This window comes from Altererythrobacter lutimaris (assembly GCF_013371495.1).
Taxonomy (GTDB): domain Bacteria; phylum Pseudomonadota; class Alphaproteobacteria; order Sphingomonadales; family Sphingomonadaceae; genus Erythrobacter; species Erythrobacter lutimaris_A.
Genome location: NZ_JABWTA010000001.1, coordinates 2,745,308 through 2,771,495 on the forward strand (window position 1 = coordinate 2,745,308; position 26,188 = coordinate 2,771,495).

General features: G+C 57.3%; 21 protein-coding genes and 1 tRNA gene. 15 read left to right on the forward strand and 7 right to left on the reverse strand.

What is annotated here, in order from left to right:
- Positions 1-30: 30 nt before the first annotated feature.
- A complete protein-coding gene (locus HUO12_RS13385) occupies positions 31-1,527 on the reverse strand; it encodes a CoA-acylating methylmalonate-semialdehyde dehydrogenase (protein ID WP_176274066.1) in 1,497 nt (498 codons plus the stop codon).
- A gap of 90 nt (positions 1,528-1,617) precedes the next feature.
- The gene (locus HUO12_RS13390; protein WP_176274067.1) at positions 1,618-2,628 is read right to left on the reverse strand and encodes a substrate-binding domain-containing protein; all 1,011 of its coding nucleotides are present in this window, start codon (positions 2,626-2,628) and stop codon (positions 1,618-1,620) included.
- A 342-nt stretch (positions 2,629-2,970) separates the two neighbouring features.
- On the opposite strand from HUO12_RS13390, the gene HUO12_RS13395 reads away from it, so the two are divergent.
- The 8 genes from HUO12_RS13395 to HUO12_RS13430 all read left to right on the forward strand — a co-directional run bounded on the left by HUO12_RS13395 (position 2,971) and on the right by HUO12_RS13430 (position 9,978).
- Complete coding sequence (locus tag HUO12_RS13395) at positions 2,971-4,032, forward strand: tyrosine-type recombinase/integrase (RefSeq protein ID WP_176274068.1); 1,062 nt, start codon at positions 2,971-2,973, stop codon at positions 4,030-4,032.
- Positions 4,033-4,217: 185 nt separating this feature from the next.
- Positions 4,218-4,469 (forward strand): helix-turn-helix domain-containing protein, encoded by a 252-nt coding sequence (locus HUO12_RS14710; protein WP_176274069.1) that lies wholly within the window; start codon positions 4,218-4,220, stop codon positions 4,467-4,469.
- Positions 4,466-5,458 carry a DNA-primase RepB domain-containing protein gene (locus HUO12_RS13405; protein WP_176274070.1) on the forward strand — a complete coding sequence of 331 codons (993 nt, stop codon included), beginning with the start codon at positions 4,466-4,468 and terminating at the stop codon, positions 5,456-5,458. Before HUO12_RS14710 ends, HUO12_RS13405 begins: the two co-directional genes overlap by 4 nt.
- Entirely contained in the window at positions 5,445-6,692 is a 1,248-nt protein-coding gene (locus HUO12_RS13410; protein ID WP_176274071.1) for a primase-helicase family protein, read from the forward strand. Before HUO12_RS13405 ends, HUO12_RS13410 begins: the two co-directional genes overlap by 14 nt.
- Positions 6,693-6,871: 179 nt before the next feature.
- Positions 6,872-7,582, forward strand: a complete 711-nt coding sequence (locus tag HUO12_RS13415) for a hypothetical protein (protein WP_176274072.1) — start codon at positions 6,872-6,874, stop codon at positions 7,580-7,582.
- Positions 7,548-8,969, forward strand: a complete 1,422-nt coding sequence (locus tag HUO12_RS13420; RefSeq protein WP_176274073.1) for a phage terminase large subunit — start codon at positions 7,548-7,550, stop codon at positions 8,967-8,969. Before HUO12_RS13415 ends, HUO12_RS13420 begins: the two co-directional genes overlap by 35 nt.
- Positions 8,970-9,040: 71 nt before the next feature.
- A complete protein-coding gene (locus HUO12_RS13425) occupies positions 9,041-9,661 on the forward strand; it encodes a hypothetical protein (protein ID WP_176274074.1) in 621 nt (206 codons plus the stop codon).
- Positions 9,658-9,978 (forward strand): hypothetical protein, encoded by a 321-nt coding sequence (locus HUO12_RS13430; RefSeq protein WP_176274075.1) that lies wholly within the window; start codon positions 9,658-9,660, stop codon positions 9,976-9,978. The genes HUO12_RS13425 and HUO12_RS13430 overlap by 4 nt, the downstream gene beginning before the upstream one ends.
- Before the next feature lie 79 nt (positions 9,979-10,057).
- Here HUO12_RS13430 and HUO12_RS13435 read toward each other — a convergent pair whose 3' ends face one another.
- On the reverse strand, positions 10,058-11,764 hold the full coding sequence (locus HUO12_RS13435; protein ID WP_176274076.1) for an N-6 DNA methylase: 1,707 nt from the start codon (positions 11,762-11,764) through the stop codon (positions 10,058-10,060).
- A 57-nt stretch (positions 11,765-11,821) separates the two neighbouring features.
- On the reverse strand, positions 11,822-12,568 hold the full coding sequence (locus HUO12_RS13440) for a hypothetical protein (RefSeq protein ID WP_217905200.1): 747 nt from the start codon (positions 12,566-12,568) through the stop codon (positions 11,822-11,824).
- A 236-nt stretch (positions 12,569-12,804) separates the two neighbouring features.
- On the opposite strand from HUO12_RS13440, the gene HUO12_RS13445 reads away from it, so the two are divergent.
- The 6 genes from HUO12_RS13445 (at position 12,805) to HUO12_RS13470 (ending at position 21,382) form a co-directional block, all read left to right on the forward strand.
- A tRNA-Gly gene (locus tag HUO12_RS13445) sits at positions 12,805-12,878 on the forward strand.
- 159 nt (positions 12,879-13,037) lie between these two features.
- Complete coding sequence (locus HUO12_RS13450) at positions 13,038-14,900, forward strand: DUF294 nucleotidyltransferase-like domain-containing protein (RefSeq protein ID WP_176274077.1); 1,863 nt, start codon at positions 13,038-13,040, stop codon at positions 14,898-14,900.
- 17 nt (positions 14,901-14,917) lie between these two features.
- The gene (locus HUO12_RS13455; protein ID WP_176274078.1) at positions 14,918-15,583 is read left to right on the forward strand and encodes an exonuclease domain-containing protein; all 666 of its coding nucleotides are present in this window, start codon (positions 14,918-14,920) and stop codon (positions 15,581-15,583) included.
- Between the two features lie 129 nt (positions 15,584-15,712).
- The gene (locus HUO12_RS13460; RefSeq protein ID WP_176274079.1) at positions 15,713-16,075 is read left to right on the forward strand and encodes a DUF4212 domain-containing protein; all 363 of its coding nucleotides are present in this window, start codon (positions 15,713-15,715) and stop codon (positions 16,073-16,075) included.
- Between the two features lie 13 nt (positions 16,076-16,088).
- Positions 16,089-17,864 (forward strand): sodium:solute symporter family protein, encoded by a 1,776-nt coding sequence (locus HUO12_RS13465; protein ID WP_176274080.1) that lies wholly within the window; start codon positions 16,089-16,091, stop codon positions 17,862-17,864.
- A gap of 128 nt (positions 17,865-17,992) precedes the next feature.
- Entirely contained in the window at positions 17,993-21,382 is a 3,390-nt protein-coding gene (locus HUO12_RS13470; RefSeq protein WP_176274081.1) for a hybrid sensor histidine kinase/response regulator, read from the forward strand.
- Here the strand turns inward: HUO12_RS13470 and HUO12_RS13475 are convergent.
- A complete protein-coding gene (locus HUO12_RS13475) occupies positions 21,352-21,990 on the reverse strand; it encodes a response regulator transcription factor (protein ID WP_176274082.1) in 639 nt (212 codons plus the stop codon). The two genes, HUO12_RS13470 and HUO12_RS13475, sit on opposite strands and share 31 nt — an antisense overlap.
- A 29-nt stretch (positions 21,991-22,019) precedes the next feature.
- Positions 22,020-23,960, reverse strand: coding sequence for an acetate--CoA ligase (acs, locus tag HUO12_RS13480; RefSeq protein WP_176274083.1), 1,941 nt, complete (start codon positions 23,958-23,960; stop codon positions 22,020-22,022).
- A gap of 150 nt (positions 23,961-24,110) precedes the next feature.
- Here acs and HUO12_RS13485 point away from each other — a divergent pair, with 150 nt between their 5' ends.
- Positions 24,111-25,514 carry a DcaP family trimeric outer membrane transporter gene (locus HUO12_RS13485; RefSeq protein ID WP_232367401.1) on the forward strand — a complete coding sequence of 468 codons (1,404 nt, stop codon included), beginning with the start codon at positions 24,111-24,113 and terminating at the stop codon, positions 25,512-25,514.
- A gap of 17 nt (positions 25,515-25,531) precedes the next feature.
- Here the strand turns inward: HUO12_RS13485 and HUO12_RS13490 are convergent, their stop codons facing one another.
- Positions 25,532-26,164, reverse strand: coding sequence for a TetR/AcrR family transcriptional regulator (locus HUO12_RS13490; protein WP_176274084.1), 633 nt, complete (start codon positions 26,162-26,164; stop codon positions 25,532-25,534).
- Positions 26,165-26,188 lie beyond the last annotated feature (24 nt).

Sequence of the window (26,188 nt, forward strand, 5' to 3'; positions counted from 1 at the left end):
GAGCCAGTAAGAGGGCGCTTCGCATAATGGTTATCCCATTGTCGGAATGACGAAGGCGTTCGATCCGTCACCGCCACCGTCGGGCCAGCGCTGCGTGACCTTCTTGAGCTTGGTCCAGAACTTGAGGCCTTCCGTGCCGTACTGGTCGATGTCGCCAAAGCCGGAGCGTTTCCATCCGCCAAAGCTGTGATAGCTCACCGGCACCGGAATCGGCACATTGACGCCGACCATGCCGACATTGACGCGCGCAGTGAATTCGCGGGCGGCATGGCCATTACGGGTGAAGATTGCGACACCATTCCCGTATTGGTGCTCGCTTGGCAGGCGGACAGCATCTTCAAAGTCATTGGCGCGTACGATCTGCAGCACCGGGCCAAAGATCTCTTCCTGATAGGACTTCATTTGCGGTGTTACGCGGTCGATCAACGTCGGCCCGATGAAGAAGCCTTTCTCATGGCCTTGCAGAGTAAAGCCGCGTCCATCGATAACAATTTCGCCGCCTTCTTCCTCAGCCGTTGTGATCCATTGCTCAACGCGGGCTTTGTGCTCGGGCGTCACGACCGGGCCATAGTGCGCTTCGGGGTCGCTTGAGACGCCGACACGCAGAGCGTTGATCGCTGGGATGAGCTTCTCTTTCAAGCGCTCGGCTGTGTCTTCACCAACGGGCACAACGACAGGCAGCGCCATGCAGCGCTCGCCAGCGGAACCAAATGCCGCGCCTGCCAGATCGTTGACGACCTGATCCAAATCCGCGTCCGGCATGACGATGCCGTGGTTCTTCGCGCCGCCCATGGCTTGCACACGTTTGCCGTTTTCGACACCCCGCTTGTAGACATAATGCGCGATGTCGGAGCTTCCGACAAAGCTGACCGCTGCAATGTCCTGATGGTCCAGGATCGCGTCGACCATTTCCTTGTCGCCATGGACAACTTGCAACAGGCCTTCAGGCGCGCCTGCTTCCAGGAAGAGTTCAGCCAGCCGTACCGGAACGCTCGGATCGCGCTCGGAGGGCTTTAGAATGAATGCGTTACCCGCAGCGCAGGCCATGCCGAACATCCACATTGGGATCATCGCGGGGAAGTTGAACGGGGTGATGCCTGCACCAATGCCGAGCGGCTGGCGAACCGAATAGACATCAATGCCCGGCCCTGCGCCGTGCGTGTACTCGCCTTTGAGGACCTGCGGGATGCCGCAAGCATATTCGATGACTTCAAGGCCGCGTTGGACATCGCCTTTGGCATCATCCACGACCTTGCCGTGCTCGCTCGAAAGGAGCTCAGCGAGCTGCTGCATATTGGCTTCGATCAGTTCCTTGAACTTGAACATCACCCGTGCGCGTTTTTGCGGATTGGTCGCGGCCCATTCGGGCTGAACTTTCTTGGCTGCCTCAACCGCACGCTCAAGCAGAGCTGCGTCGCCCAGCGTCACTTCAGCCTGCACTTCGCCGGTCGATGGGTTCCAGACCTGATGCGTGCGCGTGCCAGAGGACGCAATCCCGCTAGCTAAGAAATGTTCAATCTGACGCATTAATATTTCCTCTCTTTGAAACGAGAGTGCCTCATTTTCAGCGATTCGTCCAGCTTGCGCAGGTGTTTGATCAACTAAACGCGGCCGGTCCTAAGCCCGGCGGGAACTTGCCCTCGCGATCAATTCGACCGGCGCGAGCGGGCTTTGTTCAACCTCATCCTGTTCCAGCACATGAGCGACCAATTGTTGTCCGGCCTTCTCCAGATCGGGCTTGATAGTGGTGAGTGGCGGGTTTGCATGCGCCGTCGCATCAAGCCCGTCATAACCTACGATGCCGACATCCTGTGGCACGCGCACGCCTTTCGCGCTGAGCGCTTCCAGCGCGCCCAAAGCGATGAAGTCGCAAGCGGCGAAGATCGAGTCGTACTCTGTTCCCGCTTGTTCCAGCTTGGCAATCGCGTCGCGCCCTTGCTCGAACCGGTCATTGGACGAAGTGTCGCGCACGACAACGGCCTCTCCGCCAAGCTCTTCAAGCGCTGCGCTAAAGCCTTCGAAGCGCTCGTTGAACTGACGTTGCTCGCTTTCGATAGGACCCAGGAACACAGGCTTGCGATAGCCTTGCTGCCACAAGTGTTCAGCAGCAAGACGCCCGCCACCATGATTGTCCGAGCGCACGGAATGCGCCTCTGCAAACGGTAAGCCCCAGCAAATCGCTTGTGTCTCCGTTTGCAGGATCGGTCTGAAATAATCCCATGCAGGCTGGTTCTGCGTCGTGCCTATCACGACCATGGCATCAGCATCGCGTTGCTCGACATAGCGGCCGTAGAATTCGTCGGGACTGGCCTGGAAAGCAACCAGCGTTTCATAGCCGCGCTGCGAGGCGGCCTTGCAGATGCTTCCCAGCAATGCATAGGCGAACGGGTTCACTTCGCGCGCGCTGTCTTCAGGCCTTGTCACAACGACAACTGCAAGCACACCGGTGTGACCACTGCGCAATCGCGACGCGCGTTTGTCAGGCAGGTAATCAAGCGATTTGGCAGCTTCCAGCACGCGGTCGCGCGTTGTCGCGCTGATCCGGGCCGAGCCTGTGAAAACCCGGCTGACCGTTGACTGGCTGACGCCTGCCTTTTCCGCGACATCCCATGCCGTGCTCTTGCGCATCTGGCGGTAAATTCCCCTCTAAGCGCAGCCGTATGCTGCGCGACCATTGAAGAGTGTGCCAAAGCGCAATGCGCATGGCAATTGGGATCAGCCAAGTTGTTCGGTACGGATGGCGGCAGCCAAGAGAATTGACCGGTAATCAGGCATCATGCAAAGGCTGCTTCTGCGCGATGCGATCAGCGCCTTGCGGGTGTAGCTCAATGGTAGAGCAGCAGCTTCCCAAGCTCGCCTAACCAACCCTATTACGCCATATTGTATAGTTAATTCAGAAGTTTATCATTTCTTCTCGTCTCCGCTGACCCTAGGCTTCCCTACGTACATTAGTTGCTAGGGAGTATTCGAATGCCAGTTGAGAAACTTACACAGTCCGTCGCCGATGCGGCGGGACCGGGCGCAATCTGGGACACAGAGATCAAAGGTTTGGGACTCATAACTCGCGAGACGGGGACAAAGAGTTGGGTGGTGCAGAAATCAGGGCGCAAGCGATGGACGCTTGGGCGCTTTCCCTTGATGACCTGCGCTGAGGCTCGCAGGCGCGCTCGCGACACTATCCTTACCCAGCCCGAACAGGGTGCAACCATCACCCTTGAGCAGGCGCTTGCGGCTCATTTGAAGCGTATGATTAGGCGCGGCAATAGCTCCATGCCGCTGACCGAAGGCGAGGTGCGCAAGTACCTTGGCTCTTGGCTCGGTCGCCCTCTGGCCGAGATCACGCGTGGCGATTGCGAGGCTCGGCACGACCGATTGACGGTTACCGCTGGCGACATGACTGCCGACCGCGTGATGCGTCATCTGCGTGCGATCTACAACACGGCGCTAAAGAAGGTGGACCTTCCAACCAACCCTACCATCGCGGTGGAATGGCATGGCAGTCGCCGCCGGGATTATCCTCGCTTGGACTTAGGCGCTCTACGATTGGAAGAAGTTAACGTAGTGCAGCGTGGGGCTGCGATAACGATGTTGACCACTGGGCTGCGGAAAGCCGATTGCTTCTCCGTGCGCTGGTCCGATATCGACTTTGACAAACGCACGATGCATCGTCCCAATCCCAAAGGCGGCGAGAAGCGAGCATTCACTTTGCCGCTTTCGACGCAGACTGCCGATCTGTTGGAAGGCCTGCCGCGCATCAATGAATGGGCATTTCCATCTTTCCGTGCTGGAGCGGGCCACCTTGCGCAGCTTAATCGCGTCTTGCCCAATGCACACCACCTTCGGGCTGAGTACATGGCATTGGCGGTAGATTTGGGCGTTCCGACCTACCAGCGGAAGCTACTAGTAAATCACTCTGTGCCTCGAATGGATGTGACGGACGGTTATGTGGCCGAGCCGGACGTTGAAATGTGCCGGGATCATCAGCAGCGGATCAGCGGCTACATCTTCCCCCTTGTTATGTTGGATTGCTAGGGTTATCTTGCCCTTAGATGCCAATGATGGTCCCCGTGTTACCACTGTGGGGATAGGTCTGCCAACGGGCAGACACTAGAAGCGCAACGCCCTTTGGCAGGGGCAAGCGGGATAGCCCCGCTGCATGTGGCAGCTTCCCCGTCTCCGAATGACCCGCCGGCAAGTCGGTCACGAAGAGATGACTCATGTCTATAGATGCAGTGTTACAGAAGACGGTCCGCGATGCCGTTGATGCCTACCTATGTGCGCTCGAGCCAGTCGCGCCCAACTACTTGTCGCCATCAGACGCGGCAAAATATCTTGGTCTCTCCGCTAAACTCTTAGAGGCTTGGCGTCACCGAGGCGAAGGCCCTCCATACACAAAGATGGACCGAGCCGTCCGATACCGCCGAGCCGATCTCGACGAGTTCATGGGTGCACGGAGGCGCGGACAATGACAAAATCAAAAAGCCCCCGCGCCGTGAAGCGCGAGGACACAGAGAACCAAACCAACGATACTTCGGCTGACGTGCAAGTAAACGATGCAGCGGCGTTCATGCGGATTATTCGGCCGAATGGACCGCGGGTGTTGTCCGCGATCGTGCCCGATGGGCGGATTAGTACCTGCACGTTTCGCCGCGACCAGTTTGACACCATGCAAGAATGGATCGCGGCGCATGACGGCTATCGCAACCTCTATTTTCAGGTCAACAGCTCAGGCGATGCTATCCTGCACAAGAAGGCCACAAAGGCGGACATAGTGCGGGCGGAATGGCTCCACGTTGACATTGATGGTGACAAGGAAGCTGCATGGTCGGCTCTGCGCGAGTTTCAGCCACAACCGCAAATCATCATCGATAGCGGGGGCGGATATCAAGCCTTTTGGCGTATCGCTCCTACAAGTGACCTTGACGATGTAGAGGCAATCAACCGCTGGCTCGCGAGCGAGCTGGGCGGCGATCACTGCCACAACATTGACCGCATAATGCGGCTGCCATTCACAACGAATCTTCCCAACAAGAAGAAGCGGCAGAGCGGTCGCCTTCCTGTCCCGGCAACGCTGCTCAGGGCTCGATCTGGATTGACGGCGTTAAGCGAAATGGGTCGGCTGGCTGTGCCGAAATCTCTAGAGATTGAAATAAGAGCCGTGGGAGAATGGGTCGGGCGGACTGACGCACTATTTCTCAATGAAGCGCTGCCTCCGTGGGCGTTTCGGATGTTACGCGACCCCCGGGATAGTAACGGGCAGCCCTTCACCAGTCGCAGTGAGCATGTTTGGGCGTTTGTCGGTGCGTGCGTCCGGGATGGTGTAATTCCGGAGCTGATCCGTTGGTGCCTGCTAAATCCTGATTTTCCTGTTTCCGGGCATGTGCTCGATCAGAAAGATCCGGAGCGCTGCGTCACGCGAACCATCGCAAGGATGGAGGCGCAGCATGGATATCAATGACGTTTTGCAAGCGATCAACGAGCGCTACTTCGCCGCGATTATTGGCGGTCATCTTCGCTACTTTGAAGATCGTTTCCCGCTTCAAGGGATGAATGATCAGGCGATGACCTTCACCCTCGCGCCAAACACCGTTCAGATTCCAAACAACACAGGATTTAGGAACGAGCCTGCCTTTAAGCATTGGAAAGTTTGGCGAGAACGCCGCTTCTATCCTGACGGTTTTGTGCTGGATGCCAATGTAGAGGGACACAAGGAACGAGCATACAACCTGTGGCAAGGCTACGGTGTCGTCCCGGAGAAGGGCGACATAACACCTTTCAAGCAGCACCTAGAGTTGGTTGAGCCCGCAGCGCGTGAGTATGTGTGGAAGTGGCTATGCTGGGTGGTCCAAAATCCAGCCGACAAACCAAAGGTCGCGCTCGTGCTTCGCGGCGAAGAAGGTGTCGGCAAAGGGTTTATCGGTCAGGCGTTGGTACGGCTTTTCGGTGAGCACGCCATGCAACTGACCCAGCGACGCCATGTTACTGGCAACTTCAATGCCCACCTCCGGCATATCTGCCTTCTGTTTGCCGATGAGGCAGACTTTACTGGCGGCGATGGCGAGGGAGTCTTGAAAACCCTCATCACGGAAGAAACCATGTCCATTGAGGCCAAGGGCATCGACGTCCGGCAGGAACGCAGCCACGTCGCGATGTTCATGAGCACCAATCACGATTGGGCAATCCCGGCTGGACTTGGTGCTCGCAGGTTTGTTGTTGCGGACATCAGCAATGAGCGCAAACGAGACAGCGAGTATTTCGGCGCATTGTTCGGTTGGCTTGAAGGCGAAGGTGCAAGCCATTTGCTTGCCGCCGCGCTGGCAGAAGACCTTTCCGATTGGCATCCGGAAAAGGACCGGGTGGTCACTTCCGCCTTGGCCGAACAGAAGATCAACTCCCTGAAGGGCCTTAACAAGGTGCTTTTCAATCTTCTTTGGGAAGGAAATGCACCCAGCGAAATTCCCACGTCATGGTTTGTTTCCGAGGCAGTTAAAGAAGGAGAGAAGCAGAACGTACCGATGTTGCTTTCCCACCGACTACGAAAGTCAGGTTGGAAAAAGACGCGGCGACCGGGTTGGCAACCACCAGCGAGCCTCGCAGAGGCGCGCGAAGCGCTTTTCCCGGGCACCGCCTGGCCCGAGGGCGGCGATCAATGGCTACGGTACGATAGCTTCACTGATGAGGTGCCGTTCTGATGGCGGCGGCCCAGAATTGTGGCCCAGTTGGAGTGGGGAGGAGGACTGCCAGTTTTAGTCCTACCATCCAAACTGATCTGTTTGGTCGGGGTTCGCTGACTACGAGGACTAAGAGGAGTATAAATTGCTGCGCTGCTGGTCGGTTAAGCTGGCCTGTGCTGGTAGTCCCCGCAGTCCTCGTGGGCTGGATTGATCAATTGCAATTACAGTCATTTCGCCCTGCGCTGGGCGCGGTAAGCTCACGGAAAGCGAACGATCCGGGCGACAAAAAGGGCCGCAGCCTAACAAGCTTCGATCCTAAATCCGAAAGGCATTGCCAAACAGCAGCTTACGTATTGCCAAGCTCGACCCGAAAGTTCGCAGCAACTTTTCTTATCCTGGCGGGCACTTCCGGTACGCTTTGCTGGGACGGGGCGCGGCTGTGTGGCGACGGTGAGCCGCGCCCCATTTCTCTTGGAGGTGTTATGGGCGACATTGTGATCCGTAATGAAGACGGCAATTCCCGGCGCATAGGGCGCGAGGGTGTGTCGATCATCGAACGGATGGCACGCGAAGGCATGGCTCTGGCTACCATTGCCAAGCGCCTACGCATGAGCCGCACCACGCTAAACGAGATACGCAAGCGCCAGCCCGAGGTCGAAGAAGCCATAGAGCGCGGTTACTCCGGCATGGAAGACGAGCTGGTTGACCTTCTGATGCTCCGGGCGCGCAACCTCGAGCATCCGGGCGGGACCACTGCCGCCATCTTCTTGCTTAAATCGCGGCGCGGCTACGAAGGCACAAAGACCCCGCAACACCTCACGGTAATCAATAACGACCACCGCACGATCTCCTTCCCATCCGCCAAGGACATGGATGAATACCGCAGGAGGATCGCCGCCGATGCTTGAGCGCCTATCCCCCTTTCAGGCGGCTGTCCTTGAGACGCCAGAAACATGCAACCTCGCGCTGCTCGGCGCACGGGGTGGCGGTAAGTCAACCGCTGCGGTCGCGCTGGTTGTCCGCCACATGCAGGAGCATGGAGCCGATGCGAGCGCCTTGATCGTAAGGCGCACCTTGCGCGCGCTATCTGACTTTGAGGACGAGCTACTGTCCGCTGCGGCACAACTTTTTCCCGCTGGTCACAACTACAACCGCGCCGAGAAGATATTGCGCGCAGAAGGTGGGGCTAAGGCTACGCTCGCTGCCATCGAGCGTGCCAGCGACTACGACAAATTACAGGGTAAGAACTTCAGCCTGATCGTGATTGAAGAGGTAACGCAGTATCCCACCGAACGGGTGCTGCGCCTGCTGCGATCAAACCTGCGCGCGCCTCAAGGCGTCCCCACTCGCGTTGTATATCTGGGCAATCCCGGTGGTCCCTTACATGGGCGTATCTTCCAGCAGCACGTTAAGGACAGGCTCGACCATGAGCCTTACACCATCGGAGACGATGAGCGCTGGATAACGATCCGCTCTGGCCCTGCTGATAATCCTTTTATCGACCAGCAGGCTTACATCCGTAAGCTGCGCGAGGCTTGCCACGGCGATCCGGTCAAGCTGCAGCAATGGCTGTTTGGCGATTGGGCACAGGGCGAGGGGCTTATGTGGCCCATGTTCTCGGCTGACACGCATGTGCTCTCCGTTGAACCGCGCGGCCTTGATACGACGGACCTGTTTATCCCGCACGTCGGCATAGACTGGGGGCTATCCTCGCCCAGCGTTGGTCACCTTGGGCTTCGCTTGCGCCGCGATGGCAATGTCAACGGCATCGCAATGCCGCGAGACTCCGTCATCATTCTAGATGAAGTGACAGACCTGATCGGCTCACCGGGCGTGGACGAAGATTTGAACAAGTCCTCCGAGTGGTCGCCGGATCGCTTGGGCGAGCGTGTAGCTGGCATGTGCGCTAGCTGGGCTGTGCGTCGGCCCGATGCAGTCGTTGATAATGCGCGCGGACTGCAAGGCGACGACGTACTCACCATGATTCAGGAAACGGGCGGCTTTTGGAATGTGACTCTGCCCAATAAGGGCCGCCGCGCCGAACGCTGGGCAGTGATGGGCAGCATGTTGCAAGCTGCCGTAGAACGCTCCCAAGTGCGCCCGCATCTCTATGTTTCCGACCGCTGCACCTTCCTCATCCACGCACTGAGCAATGCTGTGCGCGATGAACGTTCGCCCGACGATGTGGCGGACGTCTCAAGCTGTCCCGACCACCCGTTGGACTCCGCCGCCTACCTCATCAACCACTTCCGGCCTCGTCGTGCGACCTCCGGGACAACTATTGGACTAAACTAATGCTAGATGATGCTCTCAAAAACCGCCCGCGTGTAAGACAACCTTATCCCGACCCCGCGATGCAGTTGAGGATGAAGACGCGTCGCGTACCCGATCCGCCCGTTGATCTGCTCAATGTGCGCGGCGATGGGCCAAGTGCCGATGCCGCCCGCACCGCTACAGAGGCCATTCACCAGACATGGACCTTGATCCGCGACGCAGCGCGCGACCCTGAGGTGGATCTAAAGGAGCTAACCCGCGTGGGCGATGCCGCGCTTAAGAAAGGCCTCAAAGCCGCTGACAGTGCAGCAGAACGCATCCGCGCACAGATCGGCCACATAGATGGCCAGATTAAAGAGCGGACGCAGCCAACCATGACACCGCAGATGGCTACCGAAATTAGGGCCATGGTACGCGAAGACCCTAAGCGCGCCGCTACGCTCGCCCGATCAGACCCAAGGATGGCAGGTGCTATCCTGTCCGGCCCTGCGGCCCTCTGTGGGCTTGATGCGCGCCAATACGAGCAAGTGCGCGAAGCAGCCGTTCTCGCTCATGCATCGGAGCAGGCAGCACAACGCAAGGAAGCCGAACTGGCGCTAAGCGCTGTCGAACGGGCAGGGACGCGGGCGCTCGCTGATCTAACTAAGAAGCTGGGCGAATGGGACGAAGCTAAGCCCGCCCAGATTGCTAAGCTGATGGAGGTGGCGCGATGAAGGACAAAGACTTCCTAGCTGCCGCTATGGGCGAGCTGTCGCCGGAAACTCGCGCTGCTGCCGCTGCCTGTGCCGCCGCGCAGCTAAACCTACCGCACCGCATAACGCCAGGAGAGGTCATGAAGATTGCCGATGGTCTGAGCGCTCCGCGTGGCCCTGTCCTAGCCCTTATGGGCTGGGTTCAAGCCCAAGCCGACCGCGCTAACCGCCGCGCATTTTTCGATGTTCTTGTTCCGCGCACTGGCGCGTCAGAGGTCAGTTGGCCCACCGACCGCGAAACTATACTTGGGTTGGCGGTGTGCAGGACGCTGCAGTGATCGAGAGCAATCTAGGCTGCCAAACTCTGGTGTGTGTGGCCTGCTGTAGAAACGGATAAGAGACTCGTGCCATAGTCCACTATGCCGTGGCAGCGAGTGAGGTCTTTTGCGGCTTCGGTTTCGGCTTCGATTCAGCCCTCTTCGGAGCATGGCGTCTATTCTTCCTCCGATCCCGCAGTTGAATCCAGCATCCGCGAATCGACAGGATTTCTTCCACACTTAGTCCGAGTCCATCACCAAGAAGGATAGGGTCGGTATAGTCGAGGGCTGCAATCAGACCGTCACTACGAAGAATGCTGTCTACCTTATCAGCATCAACGTGCAGGAGGGCTGCGAACGGAATTGGTAATTCCTCAGCTTCACGCGGTTCCAACTCAAGAACACCGCCTCCATAGCTTCTGCCGCAAACTTCTGCCCAAGCAAAAGTCAGCGAGTTGCAGAACGATGCGGCTAGTTGTCTCGGAGATAATTCTTGCTTCAGGCGTACCCTGTGAATTGTGTCTGTTGAGGTTGCTTGTGTTTCGTTGGCAACTAGCAGAGGTGCATCATGAATCTGGCGGAAGAGAAATGCGTCGGGCCTATATATTGAAGGAACGTCAAACCATCGTTTTCTGATGCTGCACTTGTAACCTTCGTGAACTCCTTGCTCTTCCCCAAGCCGGATATAACTCGCAAGCGGCCCTTTTATCTTATTGCTATCCACACCATTGAGGTCGAGCAACACTGATGGATGTTTGTCGCTATGCGCTTCAAAATCTGATGATCGAAATGTTATTGATCGAAGTGAAGAGGTGCGCCCGACAAGTTGTTGGGAATGACCATTCAATTGCATCGCGGCAGCGCGCTCTTTCTCTAGCACGAAAAAGCTATTTCGTCCTGTTACGATGCCAACCTCTACTCGCGCCAGTTCGCCAAGCTGCTTGACCCCTTTAGACTGATGCGCGCTTTGTAGATTTGCAAATGCCTGCTCATCTAGGAACAGTGCGGTCCATTTGACATCTCTCCTAGCATGCTTGTCTGGCGCATGCGCGATTGCATCGGTTATTGACCGCAATCCAAAAAGCTCATCTGCGTCTGCAAACTCGATGGTATGTATTAGCGCATGATCGCTTGGTTCTTCTCTCTTGCCCTCGGCCAGAACCAAAACAACCTCCTGTTGGATCCCTTCAAAAACCAACCTCTGAAACGTGACGAGCACGACATGCTCGAACATCTGAGTGAGCCTGTCGCGCAATTCTTCGGCATACTTGACCTGCAAGAGCTCAGCAGGAATGACCATCGCCAAACGTCCACCAGGGCGAAGAGCTTCAATGGATAGCTGCACGAATGCAGCCCACGCATTTGCAAGTTTGGTTGGCTTGTAACCGAACGATCGTAAGTGCTCAAAAGCGGTCTCGCGACTTTCAGGATCGAAATACTGAAAACGGATAAATGGTGGGTTTCCCAACACGACATCGAACTTGCGATCGATCTTCCCAAACTCTTCGAAGAAGTCTCCGCGGCGCCAAGCAACTTCGATGCCATCGGCATTTTCTGTCCGGCGTTTCGCCTTATCCAATTCGCATTCATCGAGCTCAATAGCTGTAACTCGAAGGGGGTCAGGACTGTTGTTAGCCGCGTCCAATGCGAGCAAAAAGTTTCCGTCGCCGACGCTGGGTTCGAGAACCCGTTCACCCCCATCGCGAATTGCCCACTCACACAGGTAACGAGCTAGCGGGATGGGAGTGTAATAGCCGCCGCGAAGCTTTTGCTCGTCGGGACTAACCTTATTGGTCGCAAAGTTCATGTGCTAGCCTTGTTTGGAACATAATATGAACGCGATAGCGCGTTCTTTGGTGGTTAGCTAGTCGTCGTGAGGCGGTAAGCCTTGATATCGCTGCTTATACGAGTCGAATATTCGTTTGCTGACATTCTCGAGGCGAATGGGAGAATTATCGTTAGGCACATTAGGATCTAGCTCCCCTGTGTGTGGATCCCAAACAACGAGAGCGATAGCTTCGGCGAGGTGTGCCTGATCGAGCACATCGCTGCGTGAGCCAAGCCGCTCAAGAGTGCGAATGATGTCCTTCTCTTGCTTCGCAAGCAATGCCGGACGTGGCACCGCGATAATCAAGACCACCACGCAATACGGAAAACGAGTATGGATGGTTGTCGACTCTGTGCTCAGGTCGTTCACCATGTTCTGCCAGTTCTTTCCAATACTCTTCTCATCGTTCAGCGTTTTGCTGTCCAAGACAACTCTTGGGCCGTCAGGACGATAGGCAGCATCAAAGTTTTGTGGGCGCACTCCTCCGATTATGCGAGCGTCCCCTACTTCCACGCAGTTAGGTTGAGGCGGAAGCAACCCTTGCCCAGATGTGATTGAAACAACGTCGATGCCGCCAAGCATAGTTGCAAGCGCTTCTCCAAATGCCCGGTCGAAGACTTTGCCAAAATCCATGCCCTGCTTCTTGTCGAAACGATTTGGTTCTTTCTCTGTAGGCTCGCCATTTTTGAGTGAACCTGCTGTTCCAAGCCAAACAGAACCCCAATCTCGGAGCGCGGCAGTCGACGGAATAATCCGTGGCATAGAATCGGCTAATTGGGCCATCGTCTTCCAGAGTTGATGTTTCGAGATTTTCTAGCAGAAAGACGCTTACTGACTAAACATTTGGGCCTGTTCAACTGTTGATGAACGAACCAACTGAGCACAAGTTCGCGCTTGCAAACTTGCTTTCCTTCTAAGAGTAGCGCTTCAGGCGAGGACTTTTTGGAGTTTGCCAAGAGTTTCCGAAATATTTGGTAAGAGTTTCGACAGAGTAGTAATCCCTAAAGAAACAGTGACTTGCGGGTGTAGCTCAATGGTAGAGCAGCAGCTTCCCAAGCTGACGACGAGGGTTCGATTCCCTTCACCCGCTCCATTCGCTTCGCTGACGTCGCGGGTTGCGGTTCCGTTGTCCTCGCTTCGCTCGTTCATCTTCGCGCTATGCGCTCCGATTCCACCCGCTCCATGCGGTTCAGCTTCATTCAGACCAAAGTATTGGCTGACGCGCGTGGCCACTCGCGTATAGACTGGCCGCATGGCCAGCGAGATCGCTCAGATCGTCCAGTTTCTTGAAGGCACATCGCCTTTCGACACGCTTCCTGCTGAAGAACGGGCCAAGCTGTCGCGCGCAATCAGCGTGACTTACTTTCGCAGCGGCGAAACTGTGCTGGAAGCAGGGTCTCACAATGAAAGCCTGTATCTTGTCAGATCTGGCGCGGTGGAGCTGCGTCTCGCCGGCGAAGAGCTAACCGCGCGGATCGGCACCGGCGCAAGTTTTGCCTATCCCTCGCTCCTGCGCGGGGGCGAAGTGCGCAATACGACCATCGCGCTGGAGGATACGCTTCTCTATTCTATACCTGCCGAACACTTTCATCGCCTGCGTGAAAGCGAGCCGCGCTTCCGTGAGTATTACGCTCGAGACGAAAATAGCCGTATTCGCCATGCTCTTGAGCGGCAGCGCAAGGCGCAATCACTCCAGCTTGACCGGACGCTGCTGGAGAACCTCATCTCGCGCGGCAAGCCGGTTTCCTGCGCGCCTGGGACAACCATTCGAGCAGCCGCAAAACTGATGAGCGAACGCAATGTCAGCACGCTGGCAGTCTGCGAAGATGAGCGGTTGCTTGGTATCTTTACCGACAAGGATCTGCGCAGCAGGGTTGTGGCGGCAGAAACAGCCCTCGATCAACCGATCAGCACAGTCATGACCGCCAATCCGCGCACCTTGTCTGGCGATGCGAGTGTTGCCGAAGCTATGGCGATGATGGCCTCGGGCGGTTTCCGGCATATCCCGCTGTTGGGCGCAGGCGGCAACCTCGCAGGCATATTGAGTGCAACCGATATCCTTTCATTCCTAGGCAACAATGCGATTGATGCAGGGATGGCAGTCGCACGGTCAAAGACCGACGACGAGTTGATTGCGGCTGCACGCCAAGTGCCTGAGAGCTTCGCTGCGATGGTCGCTTCAGGCGTTCAAGCGAGCCATGCGATGCGGTTCACGTCCGCCTTGGGCGAAGCCGTGCACCGCCGCGCGGCAGAGCTCGCTGAAGAAGAGCTTGGAGCGCCGCCTGTGCCTTACGCGCTGGTCGTGTTCGGATCGCTTGCGAGGAGCGAGCAATTGGTGGGATCCGATCAGGATAACGGTCTGGTGATCCATGACAGCGCGACGGAAGCCGACTTTGCCTATTTTGAGCGGCTTGGCACGCGCATCTCCGACATCCTCGACGCCTGCGGTTACGCCTATTGCAAGGGCGGGATCATGGCGAAGAATGCCGAGCAGCGCCGCACGGCGAGCGGCTGGCAGGAGCGCTATGCGAAGTGGATCGAACGGCCCAATGAGGACCGTATCCTGCGCGCAACGATCTTCTTCGACATGCGCCATGTCCACGGCGACGCATCACTGTCACAACAGGTCCGGCAGGACCATGTCGACCTGTTCAAAGACAGCCCGCTGTTCGTCAGCTTCCTCGCGCGCGATGCCTTGCGCAGCAAAATACCCCTCGGGATTTTTCGCAATCTCGTGCTCGACCGGGCAGAGGATGGCCAAAAGGTGTTCGATGCCAAACGTCAGGCGATCATGCCAATCGTGGATATCGCGCGAACGCATGCTCTGGCTGCGGGCCTCGCCGAGGTGGGCACGATAGATCGGTTGCGGGCGCTTGCGTCGACAGGCGCCATGAACAGCGATGATGCGCAAAGCCTTGAAGATGCGATGCTGCTCGTGAACGAGATGCGCATTGCGCATCAGGCGCGCCAGGTTGAAGCGGGTAAGGAGCCGGACAACCTCATCGCACCCGATGATCTTTCTCCGCTCGAACGGGATTACCTGAAAGACGCCTTCGCTGTGATCCGCAGCGCGCTCGACTCGCTGCGGCGCAATTTTGCCGGCGGCATCGCCTGACATGGTTCGGGTCTGACATGCTGGCTGGCTGGCGGTTTGAACGCGCATTGAAGAAGCTCGCGCAGTCGCACGAACCAGCACTTGCAGCATATGCTCAAGCCGATTGGCCCGACCCTGCGTTGCCAGTGCACGAGGCCCCCTTACTTGCGCTCGATTTCGAGCTCGACGGACTGACCCGTGATGCGCATTTGCTGCAAGCGGGCTGGGTCCCGTTTCAAGGCCGCAGTATCGTCATGGCCGATGCACAAGTGCATGATATTCGCAGCTATGCTGACCTCAACCGAGTGGCTGTTACCGTGCACGGAATAGGCACAGAGCGCGCGTCGGAAGGCTCGCGACCGCGCGAAGTCATCATTAAGCTTCTCAATGCAATGAGTGGTCGTATCCTGGTTGCACATGCTGCGGGCATCGAACGAAGTGCGCTCCAGCGCATCACCCAAACACTGTTTGGCGAGACCTTGCCCATCCGATCGATCTGCACATTGGAGCTGGAGCGCCGATTGCATCCCAATCTTATTGGCGAGGGCGTGTATCGTCTTGGCGCCTGCCGCGCGCGCTACGGCCTGCCGGAATATGATGCGCATGATGCTTTGACCGATGCGCTGGCAGCAGCTGAACTGTTTCAAGCACAGCTTGCCCATTCTGGCGCTAACGCAAGCCTCAAGCGTTTCGAAAAATGCTGAGCCAGACCGGGCTGCAATACTCCTAAGACTAAAGTCTCTCTCGTTCCTGCACGCGCCGCGACCTACCCTGCATGGGAAAGTGCGAGGAAGCTCTCCCGTGCTTCAACAAAGAAATGGAAGGGGATGGACATGGACGAGACAGTTTCAGCAGACGATCCCGGTGATTTCGAGATGTCGAGTGAGGACACAAGCGATACGTCGTCTTCCTCATCCAGCAGCTCAAGCCCGGAAACCGGCGAGACCAGCGCAGTGGAGGACGCTTATTGGCGCGAGAACATCCGATTGCTGGTAACGCTTATGACGATTTGGTTTGTTTGCTCTTTTGGCGCTGGGATCCTGTTCAGGGACTTCTTGGATCAGTTCATGCTTGGCGGTTATCCGCTTGGCTTCTGGTTCGCGCAGCAAGGCTCAATCTACGTCTTCATGGCTCTGATCTTCTACTACGTCGTCAAGATGCGGAAGATCGAACGCAAATACGATCTCGACGATTGAGGGGGAGGGTATAATGGAAACGCAAACTCTCATTTATATCTTCGTCGGCATCAGCTTTGCGCTCTATATCGGCATTGCGATCTGGAGCCGCGCTGGTTCAACGAAAGAGTTTTATGTCGCAGGCGGCGGGGTCAATCCTGTCGTCAATGGTATGGCAACCGCTGCTGACTGGATGAGCGCGGCAAGCTTTATCTCCATGGCAGGCCTGATCGCCTTCCTTGGTTATGACGCATCTGTCTATCTCATGGGCTGGACCGGCGGGTATGTGATGCTCGCGCTTTTGCTAGCGCCCTATTTGCGCAAGTTCGGTCAATTTACCGTGCCCGACTTTATCGGCACGCGATACTATTCCAAGGCTGCGCGCGTTGTCGCTGTGATCTGCCTGATCTTCATCAGCTTCACCTATATTGCTGGTCAAATGCGCGGTGTGGGCATTGTGTTTAGCCGCTTCCTTGATGTGCCTATTACCATGGGCGTCATCATCGGCATGGGCATCGTGTTCATCTATGCGGTCATGGGCGGCATGAAGGGCATCACTTACACGCAGGTCGCACAATATTGCGTGCTGATCTTCGCTTACATGGTGCCAGCATTCTTCCTCAGCTTCATGATCACCGGCAATCCAATCCCGCAACTGGGGCTAGGGTCGACTGTGAATGATGGGTCCGGGTTATACGTGCTTGAAAAGCTCAATCTGGTCCTACTGGATTTAGGGTTCGGGGAATACACGGCTGGCTCCAAGAGCATGATCGATGTTTTCTGCATCACTATGGCTCTGATGGTCGGTACCGCCGGTCTGCCTCATGTTATCGTGCGCTTCTTCACTGTGCCCAAGGCATCGGATGCACGTAAATCTGCAGGCTGGGCGCTGGTCTTCATTGCTCTGCTTTACACCACTGCTCCGGCTGTCGGCGCGTTCGCTCGCATCAACTTCATCGATACCGTGAACGAGACGAGCTACAGCCAGGCACCTGACTGGTTCAAGAACTGGGAGAGCAATGATCTCATCGCTTTCCAGGACAAGAATGGCGACGGTGTGATGCAATACCGGTCTGGCAATGCCTTTGAAGGTTCGCCTGAATTCGCACAAGGCAATGGGCCATCGGGAGAACGTGTTGTCACTAATGCGCCTGTCGCAGACAGCGAGAACGAGGTCTATGTCGATCGCGACATCATGGTGCTAGCAAACCCTGAAATCGGCAATCTGCCGGGCTGGGTGATCGCTTTGGTCGCTGCAGGCGGCTTGGCGGCAGCGCTGTCCACGGCAGCAGGATTGCTGCTGGTGATCTCCAGCTCGGTCAGCCATGATTTGCTCAAATCGACCTTCCGTCCCAATATTTCGGAGAAAGGCGAGCTGCTTGCAGCCCGATTGGCAGCAACAGCAGCGATTGTGGTGGCAGGTTACCTCGGCATCTATCCTCCGGGATGGGTGGCGCAGGTGGTGGCCTTCGCCTTCGGTCTTGCCGCAGCAAGCCTCTTCCCGGCGATTTTCATGGGCATCTTTAGCAAGTCCATGAACAAGGAAGGCGCGATTGCCGGCATGGTCACAGGTCTGGTCTTCACGTTCACCTATATCTTCTACTTCAAGCTGGCGAACCCGGCTGCGAACGTAGCGGACAATTGGTTGTTCGGGATTTCGCCGGAAGGGATCGGCGTGATCGGTATGCTGTTGAACTTCGGCGTCGCTATCGCGGTGGCCAAAGTGACAGCAGCGCCGCCTGCTGAAATCCGCAAGCTGGTAGACTCAATCCGTGTTCCCCGCGGAGCAGGTGATGCTCACGCACATTGATTGAGAGCTTGCAACTGACGAGAGCTGGGGGCTCTCAAAACGGAAGGGGCGGTGCAGTTTGCATCGCCCCTTTTGCTTGCATGATCGAGCAGAATTGATAGCTTCCTCCTCGGGAGAGGGAGAGGATTATGCTGTTCGGGGCCGCAATTGCGGCAGCGACTATCTATTTGGCGTTTCTGTTCTGGCTCGCTGCGCGCCGCGACCGCCAGCACGAAGAGGGCACTGGACAGCTGGAAAGCAGATCCGCTCAGGGCTGGGTGTATGGCCTCAGCCTGGCTGTGTATTGTACCAGCTGGACGTTCTTTGGCGGGGTTGGCAGCGCAGCGAGCGATGGCTGGCATTTCCTGCCGATCTACCTTGGTCCGATCCTCGTGTTTACAGTGGGTTTCAGCCTCGTGCGGCGCATTCTTGCAACCGCAAAGGCGCAGCATTCCACTTCAATCGCGGACTTCCTGTCAGCGCGCTATGGCAAGAGCGCGAGTGTCGCGGCGCTCGTCACGATAATCGCTACGATTGGTTCCCTTCCCTATATGGCGCTGCAATTGCAGTCAGTCGGCTCTTCGCTGCTCCTGATTGATCCATCGCTTGAAAGCAGTGTTGCCTTGGACGAGCTCGTCCTATTGGTTGCTGGACTAATGGCGCTTTTCGCCATTCTGTTCGGCTCCAGCAGAGGTGAGCGAGCGGGCAACAATGCGGGGCTTGTCCTGACGATTGCTGTAGAAGCGGTGGTGAAGCTTGTTGCATTGATCGCTGTCGCCATACTCGCCCTGATCGTCATGAGCGGCGAAGGCGCGCCAGAGGTTCCGCAAGTGTTCACACCTGCACAGTTTGATGCCCGCTTTGCTGTCCTCACATTGATTGCAGCCTGCGCAGCGCTATGCCTGCCGCGCCAATTCCACATGACGTTCGTGGAAGCGCAAAGCGAACGGGCGAGCGCGCCGATGCGGTGGGTATTCCCGGGATACCTTGTCCTGACTTCTATCGTCATCATACCGATTGTGCTCGGAGGGTTGGTTGCCTTGCCGCAAGGCACGAGCCCTGACAGCATCGTTATGGCCTTGCCGCTCGCAATGGACAGCAATGCGCTTGCTTTGCTGGTTTTCGTAGGCGGCTTTTCTGCTTCAACGGGCATGATCGTTGTTGCAAGCGTGGCTTTGTCGACGATGATCACGAACGATCTTCTCGCGCCGCTGTTCTTCCGCAAGACGCTGCAAGGGGGAGGGGACAGAGCCCGCCTCGCGCAGCAATTGTTGACCATGCGGCGGTTGGTTATCGGCGCGCTGCTGTTCTTTGCTTACCTGTTCTATCTCGGTTTCGGAGCGGTTACGAGCCTTGCAGGCCTTGGCACGCTCGCCTTTGCCGCGATGGCGCAGTTTGCCCCCGGACTTGTGCTCGGAATGCTGTCGAAAGCGGGGACGCGCAGCGGTATGATCGCAGGCCTCGTCGCCGGTTTCATCCTCTGGCTGATGTTGCTGATTATTCCGGCCGCGACCGGCACACAGCCTCCCTTTGCGATCCATCCCGACCCGCTGGTCTCTGGCGTGATGCTGAGCCTTGGCGCAAATGTCGCGTGCTATTGGCTCGGCTCCAATATCGGCCGTCAAAGCTTGCTTGACGCATCACAAGCTGCTGCCTTTGTCGGCGTGCCGACACCCGGAAGTGTGCCGGCGCGCGTTACGCAAATGCGTGTCGCTGACATTCGCTTGCTGCTGGCCCAATTGATCGGACGGAGCCGCGCCGACGCAGCGATTGCGGGTATGCCTGAGCTTTATCGCAACAGCGATCCAGCCGACGACGAACTGCTCTCCATGGCTGAACGCACAATCGCCGGCGTTGTCGGGGCATCCTCCGCCCGCATGCTAGTTGCAAGCTGGTCCCAAGGCGATCCAGTGCCGCTCGCGGAAGTCATGGCGATGTTCGATGAGACGAGCAAACGCCTCTCCTTCAGCGGCGATTTGCTTCAGATCGCGATTGAAAACATCGATCAGGGCGTCGCACTGGTCGATGCAGACATGAAATTAGTTGCTTGGAACAGTCGCTACCAGGAGATGTTCGGCCTCAGCGATCAGATGGCAACAGTCGGCACACCGATCGAAGACCTGATCCGCTACAATATGCAACGCACGGGGATGAGCGATGCGGAGATCGAGCAGCAAGTGGCGCGACGGCTCGAGCATATGCGCGCTGGACGTGAACACCGGATCGAGACCGAGCAGCATGACGGACGAATCCTGCAGATCATTGGCAATCCCGCGCCAGGCGGCGGCTATGTGACGTCTTACAATGACGTCACTGCGGATCGCCGGGCCGAGCAAGTGCTTCAGGAAAAGGTGGAAGAACGCACGGCTCAGCTTAGCGAAGCAAACGAAGCGCTGGAGGCTGCAACACAGTCCAAGACGCGGTTTCTCGCTGCGGCAAGTCATGACTTGATCCAGCCGCTGAATGCAGCGCGGCTGTTTGCCTCTGCGCTAGGCGAGGAAGTGCGCGATCGCGAACACTTGACGCGGTTGGTCAAGGACCTCGATGGTTCGATTACTTCGGCTGACCGGTTGATCCGCGCTTTGCTTGATATCTCGAAGCTGGACGGCGGGGGTATCGAGCCGAAAATAGAGAGCTTCGCGCTTGACGAAGTGTTCGACGAGCTTGTGCGCGAACTGGGCGTGCAAGCGACAGCAAAAGGCTTGCGTTTGCGGCGTGTCCCTACAAGCGCATGGATCGAGACAGACCGCGCTCTGCTGACGAGCGTGCTGCGCAATCTCTTGAGCAATGCGATACGGTACACCGACAAAGGTGGCGTGCTGCTCGGGGTTCGCCGCAAGGATGGAGACTCTCGGATTTGCGTCTACGACACGGGCCGCGGAATTGCGGACCATGAGGTCGCAACAATCTTCGATGAATTCCAGCGCGCCTCTGCAACGGATCGCGAAGGCCTTGGCTTGGGGCTTGCAATCGTTCGGCGGATATCAGCCTTGCTGCAAGTGCATGTCGAAACATCGTCTGTTCTAGGGCAGGGCAGTTGCTTCGCCTTGCACGTACCTGTTGCGCGATGGGAGCGGCGCAAGGCCGTCAAGTCTGCCAAGCGAAGATCCTCACACCTCACCGAGGCGCGTGTGCTCGTTGTTGACAATGACCCCGCCGCCCTTTCTGCGACGGCGGCGCTCCTCGGGAAATGGGGTCTTGAGGTCGTGTGCGCAGGCAGTAAGGCAGAAGCCTTGGAAGCTTGCCCTCAAGCACCCGACGTTGCCATCATGGACTACCGCTTGGACGGTGACGCGCGCGGCGATAGCGTCTTCCTGGCGCTGTGTGAAAACTGGGATGCGTATCCCGCGTCTATCCTGCTGACCGCCGAGAGTGGGGATGAAACCGCAGAAGCTGCCAAACGTATGGATGCCAATCGTTTGCTGAAACCATCTTCCCCTGCGGCTTTGCGCGCGCTTATCGCCGATGCCGCGAGCAAATCCCGCCAATCAGCAGGAAAAGCAAGCGATCAAGCCGGAGCGGAATCCGCCGCAGGCTGATCGACGTCGAGCTTGGTCGCCAGCAGCACGGCCTGCGTGCGGCTGACTACGCCAAGCTTTCGGAAAATCGCTGTGATATGCGCTTTGACTGTCGCTTCGCTGATATCGAGCTCGTAAGCGATCTGCTTGTTCAGGAGGCCTGCTTTCATCTGGCTGAGGATACGGCGCTGGGCGGGCGTCAGGCTAGCCATTGCGGCCAGATCGTCGTCCGCTTCGGCGTCGGTTTCGGGAAACCAGTTATCGCCTTCACCCACTGCGGTAAGTGCTTCGCGCATGGCGTCAAGACTAGCGGACTTCGGAATAAATGCGGCGGCACCTAGCTGGCTTGCAGCAGCATATACGCGCGGCTCCTCGCTTGCAGACACAATCACGATGGGAAGCGCAGGGAAGTCCTGCCGCAAATCCATCAGCACCGACAAACCGTTGGAATCTTCCATGTGAAGATCGAGCAGCAAGCATTCTGGCAATCCAGCTTCCAGCTCTGTTCGGGCGGCGCTTGCTGAGCCTGCTTCCACCACCTCCGCTTCAGGCCAAACCTTTGTCACCGCATGGCTAAGCGCCGTGCGAAATAAGGGGTGGTCGTCAGCGATAACGATGCGTTGTGCCATGGCTCAGCAAGCTCCCTCCAAGCGTATCCTCAGCGGTTCTGGCGACCTTCGATAAGGCGATCAACCAGGCTGGGGTCAGCAAGCGTGGACGTATCACCCAGCGAGCCGTAATCGTTCTCTGCAATTTTCCTGAGAATACGCCGCATGATCTTGCCAGAGCGTGTCTTAGGCAGGCCATCGGTGAACTGGATATGGTCAGGCGATGCGATCGGGCCGATTTCCTTGCGCACGTGATTGCGCAGCTCTGTGTAGAGCTCATCAGAGCCTTCCTCGCCCGCATTCAAAGTCACATAGCAATAAATGCCCTGACCCTTGATGTCGTGCGGATAGCCCACGACGGCGGCCTCTGCGACCAAGTCATGCAGCACAAGCGCGCTTTCAACTTCCGCGGTGCCCATGCGGTGGCCTGAGACGTTGATAACATCGTCCACGCGGCCGGTAATCCAGTAGTATCCGTCTTCGTCGCGCTTGCATCCGTCGCCGGTGAAGTACTTGCCTGTGTATGTGCTGAAATAGGTCTGGATGAAGCGCTCGTGATCGCCATAGACGCTGCGCGCCTGACCGGGCCAACTGCCTGTGATGCACAGATTGCCTTCGTTTGCGCCGTCCAGCACGCCGCCATCATTGTCGACCAGTTGCGGCTGAATACCGAAGAATGGCTTGCCAGCGCTGCCCGGTTTCATGTCATGGGCAGCGGGGAGGGTCGTGATCATCACGCCACCGGTCTCCGTCTGCCACCAAGTGTCGACGATTGGGCAGTTGCCATTGCCGACAACGTCGAAATACCAGCGCCATGCTTCCGGATTGATCGGCTCGCCCACACTGCCGAGCAAGCGCAGCGAGGACCGGTCGCGGCTTGTCACATGGCTATCACCTTCGCGCATCAAAGCGCGGATCGCGGTGGGTGCGGTGTAGAGAATATTGACCTTGTGCTTGTCGACCACATCCCAGAACCGGCCATGGTCAGGATAATTGGGCACGCCTTCAAACACGACACTCGTCGCGCCATTCATCAGCGGACCGTAAACGATATAGCTGTGGCCAGTGACCCAGCCGATATCGGCAGTACACCAGTAGATCTCGCCCGGCTGATAATCGAACACGTAGTTGAATGTGGTCGCTGTCCACACACCATAGCCGCCTGTTGTGTGCAGCACGCCTTTTGGTTTTCCGGTCGAGCCTGACGTGTAGAGGATGAACAGCGGATCTTCAGCGCTCATCTGCTCGCAGGGGACGTCTGCGTCCGAAGCAACATCGGTAAACCAGTGATCGCGGCCGCCTACCATCGCGACATCGCCGCCGGTGTGCTTCACCACAAGGACAGCATCGACCTCGATGCCTGGCAGCGCGAGCGCTGCATCGACGTTGGCTTTGAGCGGTACGCGCTTGGATCCGCGCAAGCCTTCATCTGCGGTGATCACGAAACGGCTTTCGCAATCTTCAATCCGTCCCGCGAGTGCTTCAGGAGAGAAGCCGCCGAATACGACTGAGTGAATGGCGCCGATGCGCGCACAGGCGAGCATGGCTGTCACACCTTCGATCACCATCGGCATGTAGAGCGTGACGCGGTCACCTTTCTTGACGCCCATGGCTTTCAGGGCATTCGCCATGCGCACAACCTCTTTGTGCAACTCGGCATAGGTGAGAGTGCGACCCGGCGAGTTTGGATCATCAGGTTCGAAAATCAGCGCAGTGTTATCGCCTCGGCCCGCTTCAACGTGGCGGTCTACTGCGTTGTAGCAAAGGTTGAGGACGCCATCGGCATACCATTTGATGTCGACCGGATCGAACGACCAAGCACCGCCTTTCGTCGGCTGTTTAAACCAGTCCAGGCGCTTCGCTTGTTCCAGCCAGAACGTGTCCGGGTCTTCGACTGACTGCCGGTACATCGCGTCGTACTGCTCTGAAATGCAGTGCGTTGCGCGGTTTTGCTCTGGACGAATTACGAAGTCGTTGACGGTGCCATTCATGGTTCGAGTCCTCCTGTCACCCATCTTTACTACTCCTCTTCTGCGTCCAAGTTCTTTGAGACAAAGGTCTTACGACTATCCGCTAGCTGTGCGTTCAACACAGCCTCGGTCATGTTTGCCTCAACAATAACCGGGATGGGGATACATGACATGACAAAGGCGACTATGCGACCCTTGTTTCGTGCTGGCTTGCTCGCAGCGAGCTGCTTGTTGGCAACGCCTGCGATTGCGCAGGACGCAGCGGCTGAGGCCAGCATTGAAGATCGGCTTGACCGATTGGAAGCGATGGTTGGCGCTCTGATTGAGCGGATGGATGCTCAACAGGGCGAGATGGACACTACAAAAGCCGAGAATGCCGCAGCTGCAGAGCTTGCCATGGCGGAAACTCGCGCGCTGCAGGCGCGTCAGGCAGAGCTGGCAGAGCAAATCTCTGAGCCTAAGAAGCAAGAAGACAAGGGTTTCCGCGTTGGGAACACGACAATCGCCTATGCTGGCTATGTCAAAGTCGATGCGATTTCTCAGCGCACCAGTGGCGGTCAAGTCGGCACGGGTAGCATCGTGCGCGATTTCCTTATCCCGGGAGCGATCCCTGTGGGTGGTGAAGGCTCTGGTTTCGATACCGATTTCAGCGCGCGGCAATCGCGGCTGATCTTCAAAACCGCTACCGATGTCGGCGCAGAGCACACGCTTAATTCACAAATCGAACTCGATTTCATGGTTACGCCGGGAGGAGATGAACGCATCTCCAACAGCTATCAGCCACGTCTGCGGCAAGCCTTCATCACCTATGACAATTGGCTGTTCGGGCAGGCCTGGTCGACATTCCAGAATGTAGGCGCGCTGCCTGAAAGCCTCGACTTTATCGGCACGACACCCGGCACAGTGTTCGAGCGCCAGCCGATGATCCGTTACACAAAAGGCGGTCTGCAGATCGCCGTCGAACAACCTGAGACCACCGTAACCTCTCCCTCTGGTGGCCGGGTCCTGGCGGGCGACGACGCGCTCCCTGACGTTGTCGCCCGCTACAATTTTGCTGGAGATTGGGGCTCCATTTCGGCTGCCGGGATCCTGCGCAGCCTGCGGGTTCGCGATGACGATTTCGGAACCGGCAATGACAGCGCAATGGGTTACGGCCTGAGCCTGTCAGGCAAGCTCAAGCTGGGTAGCAAAGACGATTTGCGCTTCATGGCAACGGCTGGCGATGGATTGGGCCGGTATATCGGTCTCAACATCGTCAATGATGCCGCGATTGATGTGACGACGGGAGATCTCGATCCGATCTTCACCTATTCAGGCTTTGCCGCTTATCGCCATTTCTGGAGCGACAAGGTCCGCTCAACGCTGGGTGCATCCTATTTCAAGGCGGACAATCCGGTCTTGCTGACAAGCAATCAAGTGACGGATGAGAGCTGGAACGCGCTTGCGAATATCATCTTCTCGCCGGTCGCACCGCTCGATATCGGGATTGAGTTCATGTACGCGCAGCGCACGCTGGAAGATGGCCGCTCCGGCAATCTACAGAAGGTACAGGTATCAACGAAATATTCGTTCTGAGGCGCAATCCTCAGACGTCAGGAAGGTGGCTTGGCCAATCCTCGTTCAAGTATGGAACGGGCAAGGCCAGCCACCTTTTCTTCGTCAGTGCTTTCGCTCCACACCGCATAGCGCAGGCCCAGAAAGACGTTCATGCCCATCAGCGCCCAGGCATGAGCTTCATCCACATCATCACGCAATTCACCTTTCGCAGCACCTGCCTGCAAGCGCTCAAGAATACGCGCTGCTGTGCCTTCGTAGTGAGCGCGATAGGCCGCGGGGTCGACGAATTCGGATTCGTCGATGATGCGATAGATTTCCTTATGTTCAGCCGCAAAAGCAAGGAAGCTGGCAAGAGCGGTTTCTTCGATATCGAGCGCGCTAGGCTGGCCGCGTGTCTTTAGCTCTGCGACCGCTGATGCAGCGCCGCTTGCCACTTGGCCGCTCATGTCCTTGACCAGCGCTTGGAACAGCGCATCCTTGCTGTCGAAATAGGTGTAGAAGGTGCCGAGTGCGACTTCCGCACGCCGGGTGATCGAGCTGATGGATGCAGCGTGAAACCCTTTTTCACCGAATTCGACTGCAGCTGCATCGAGCAGCTTGCGCATAGTCTTGCGTCCGCGCTCAGTGCGCGGTGTCTTGTCCAAAACCGGTGCCGGATTATCGATCATGCGTCCCCTTCGTCACGGTCCCTA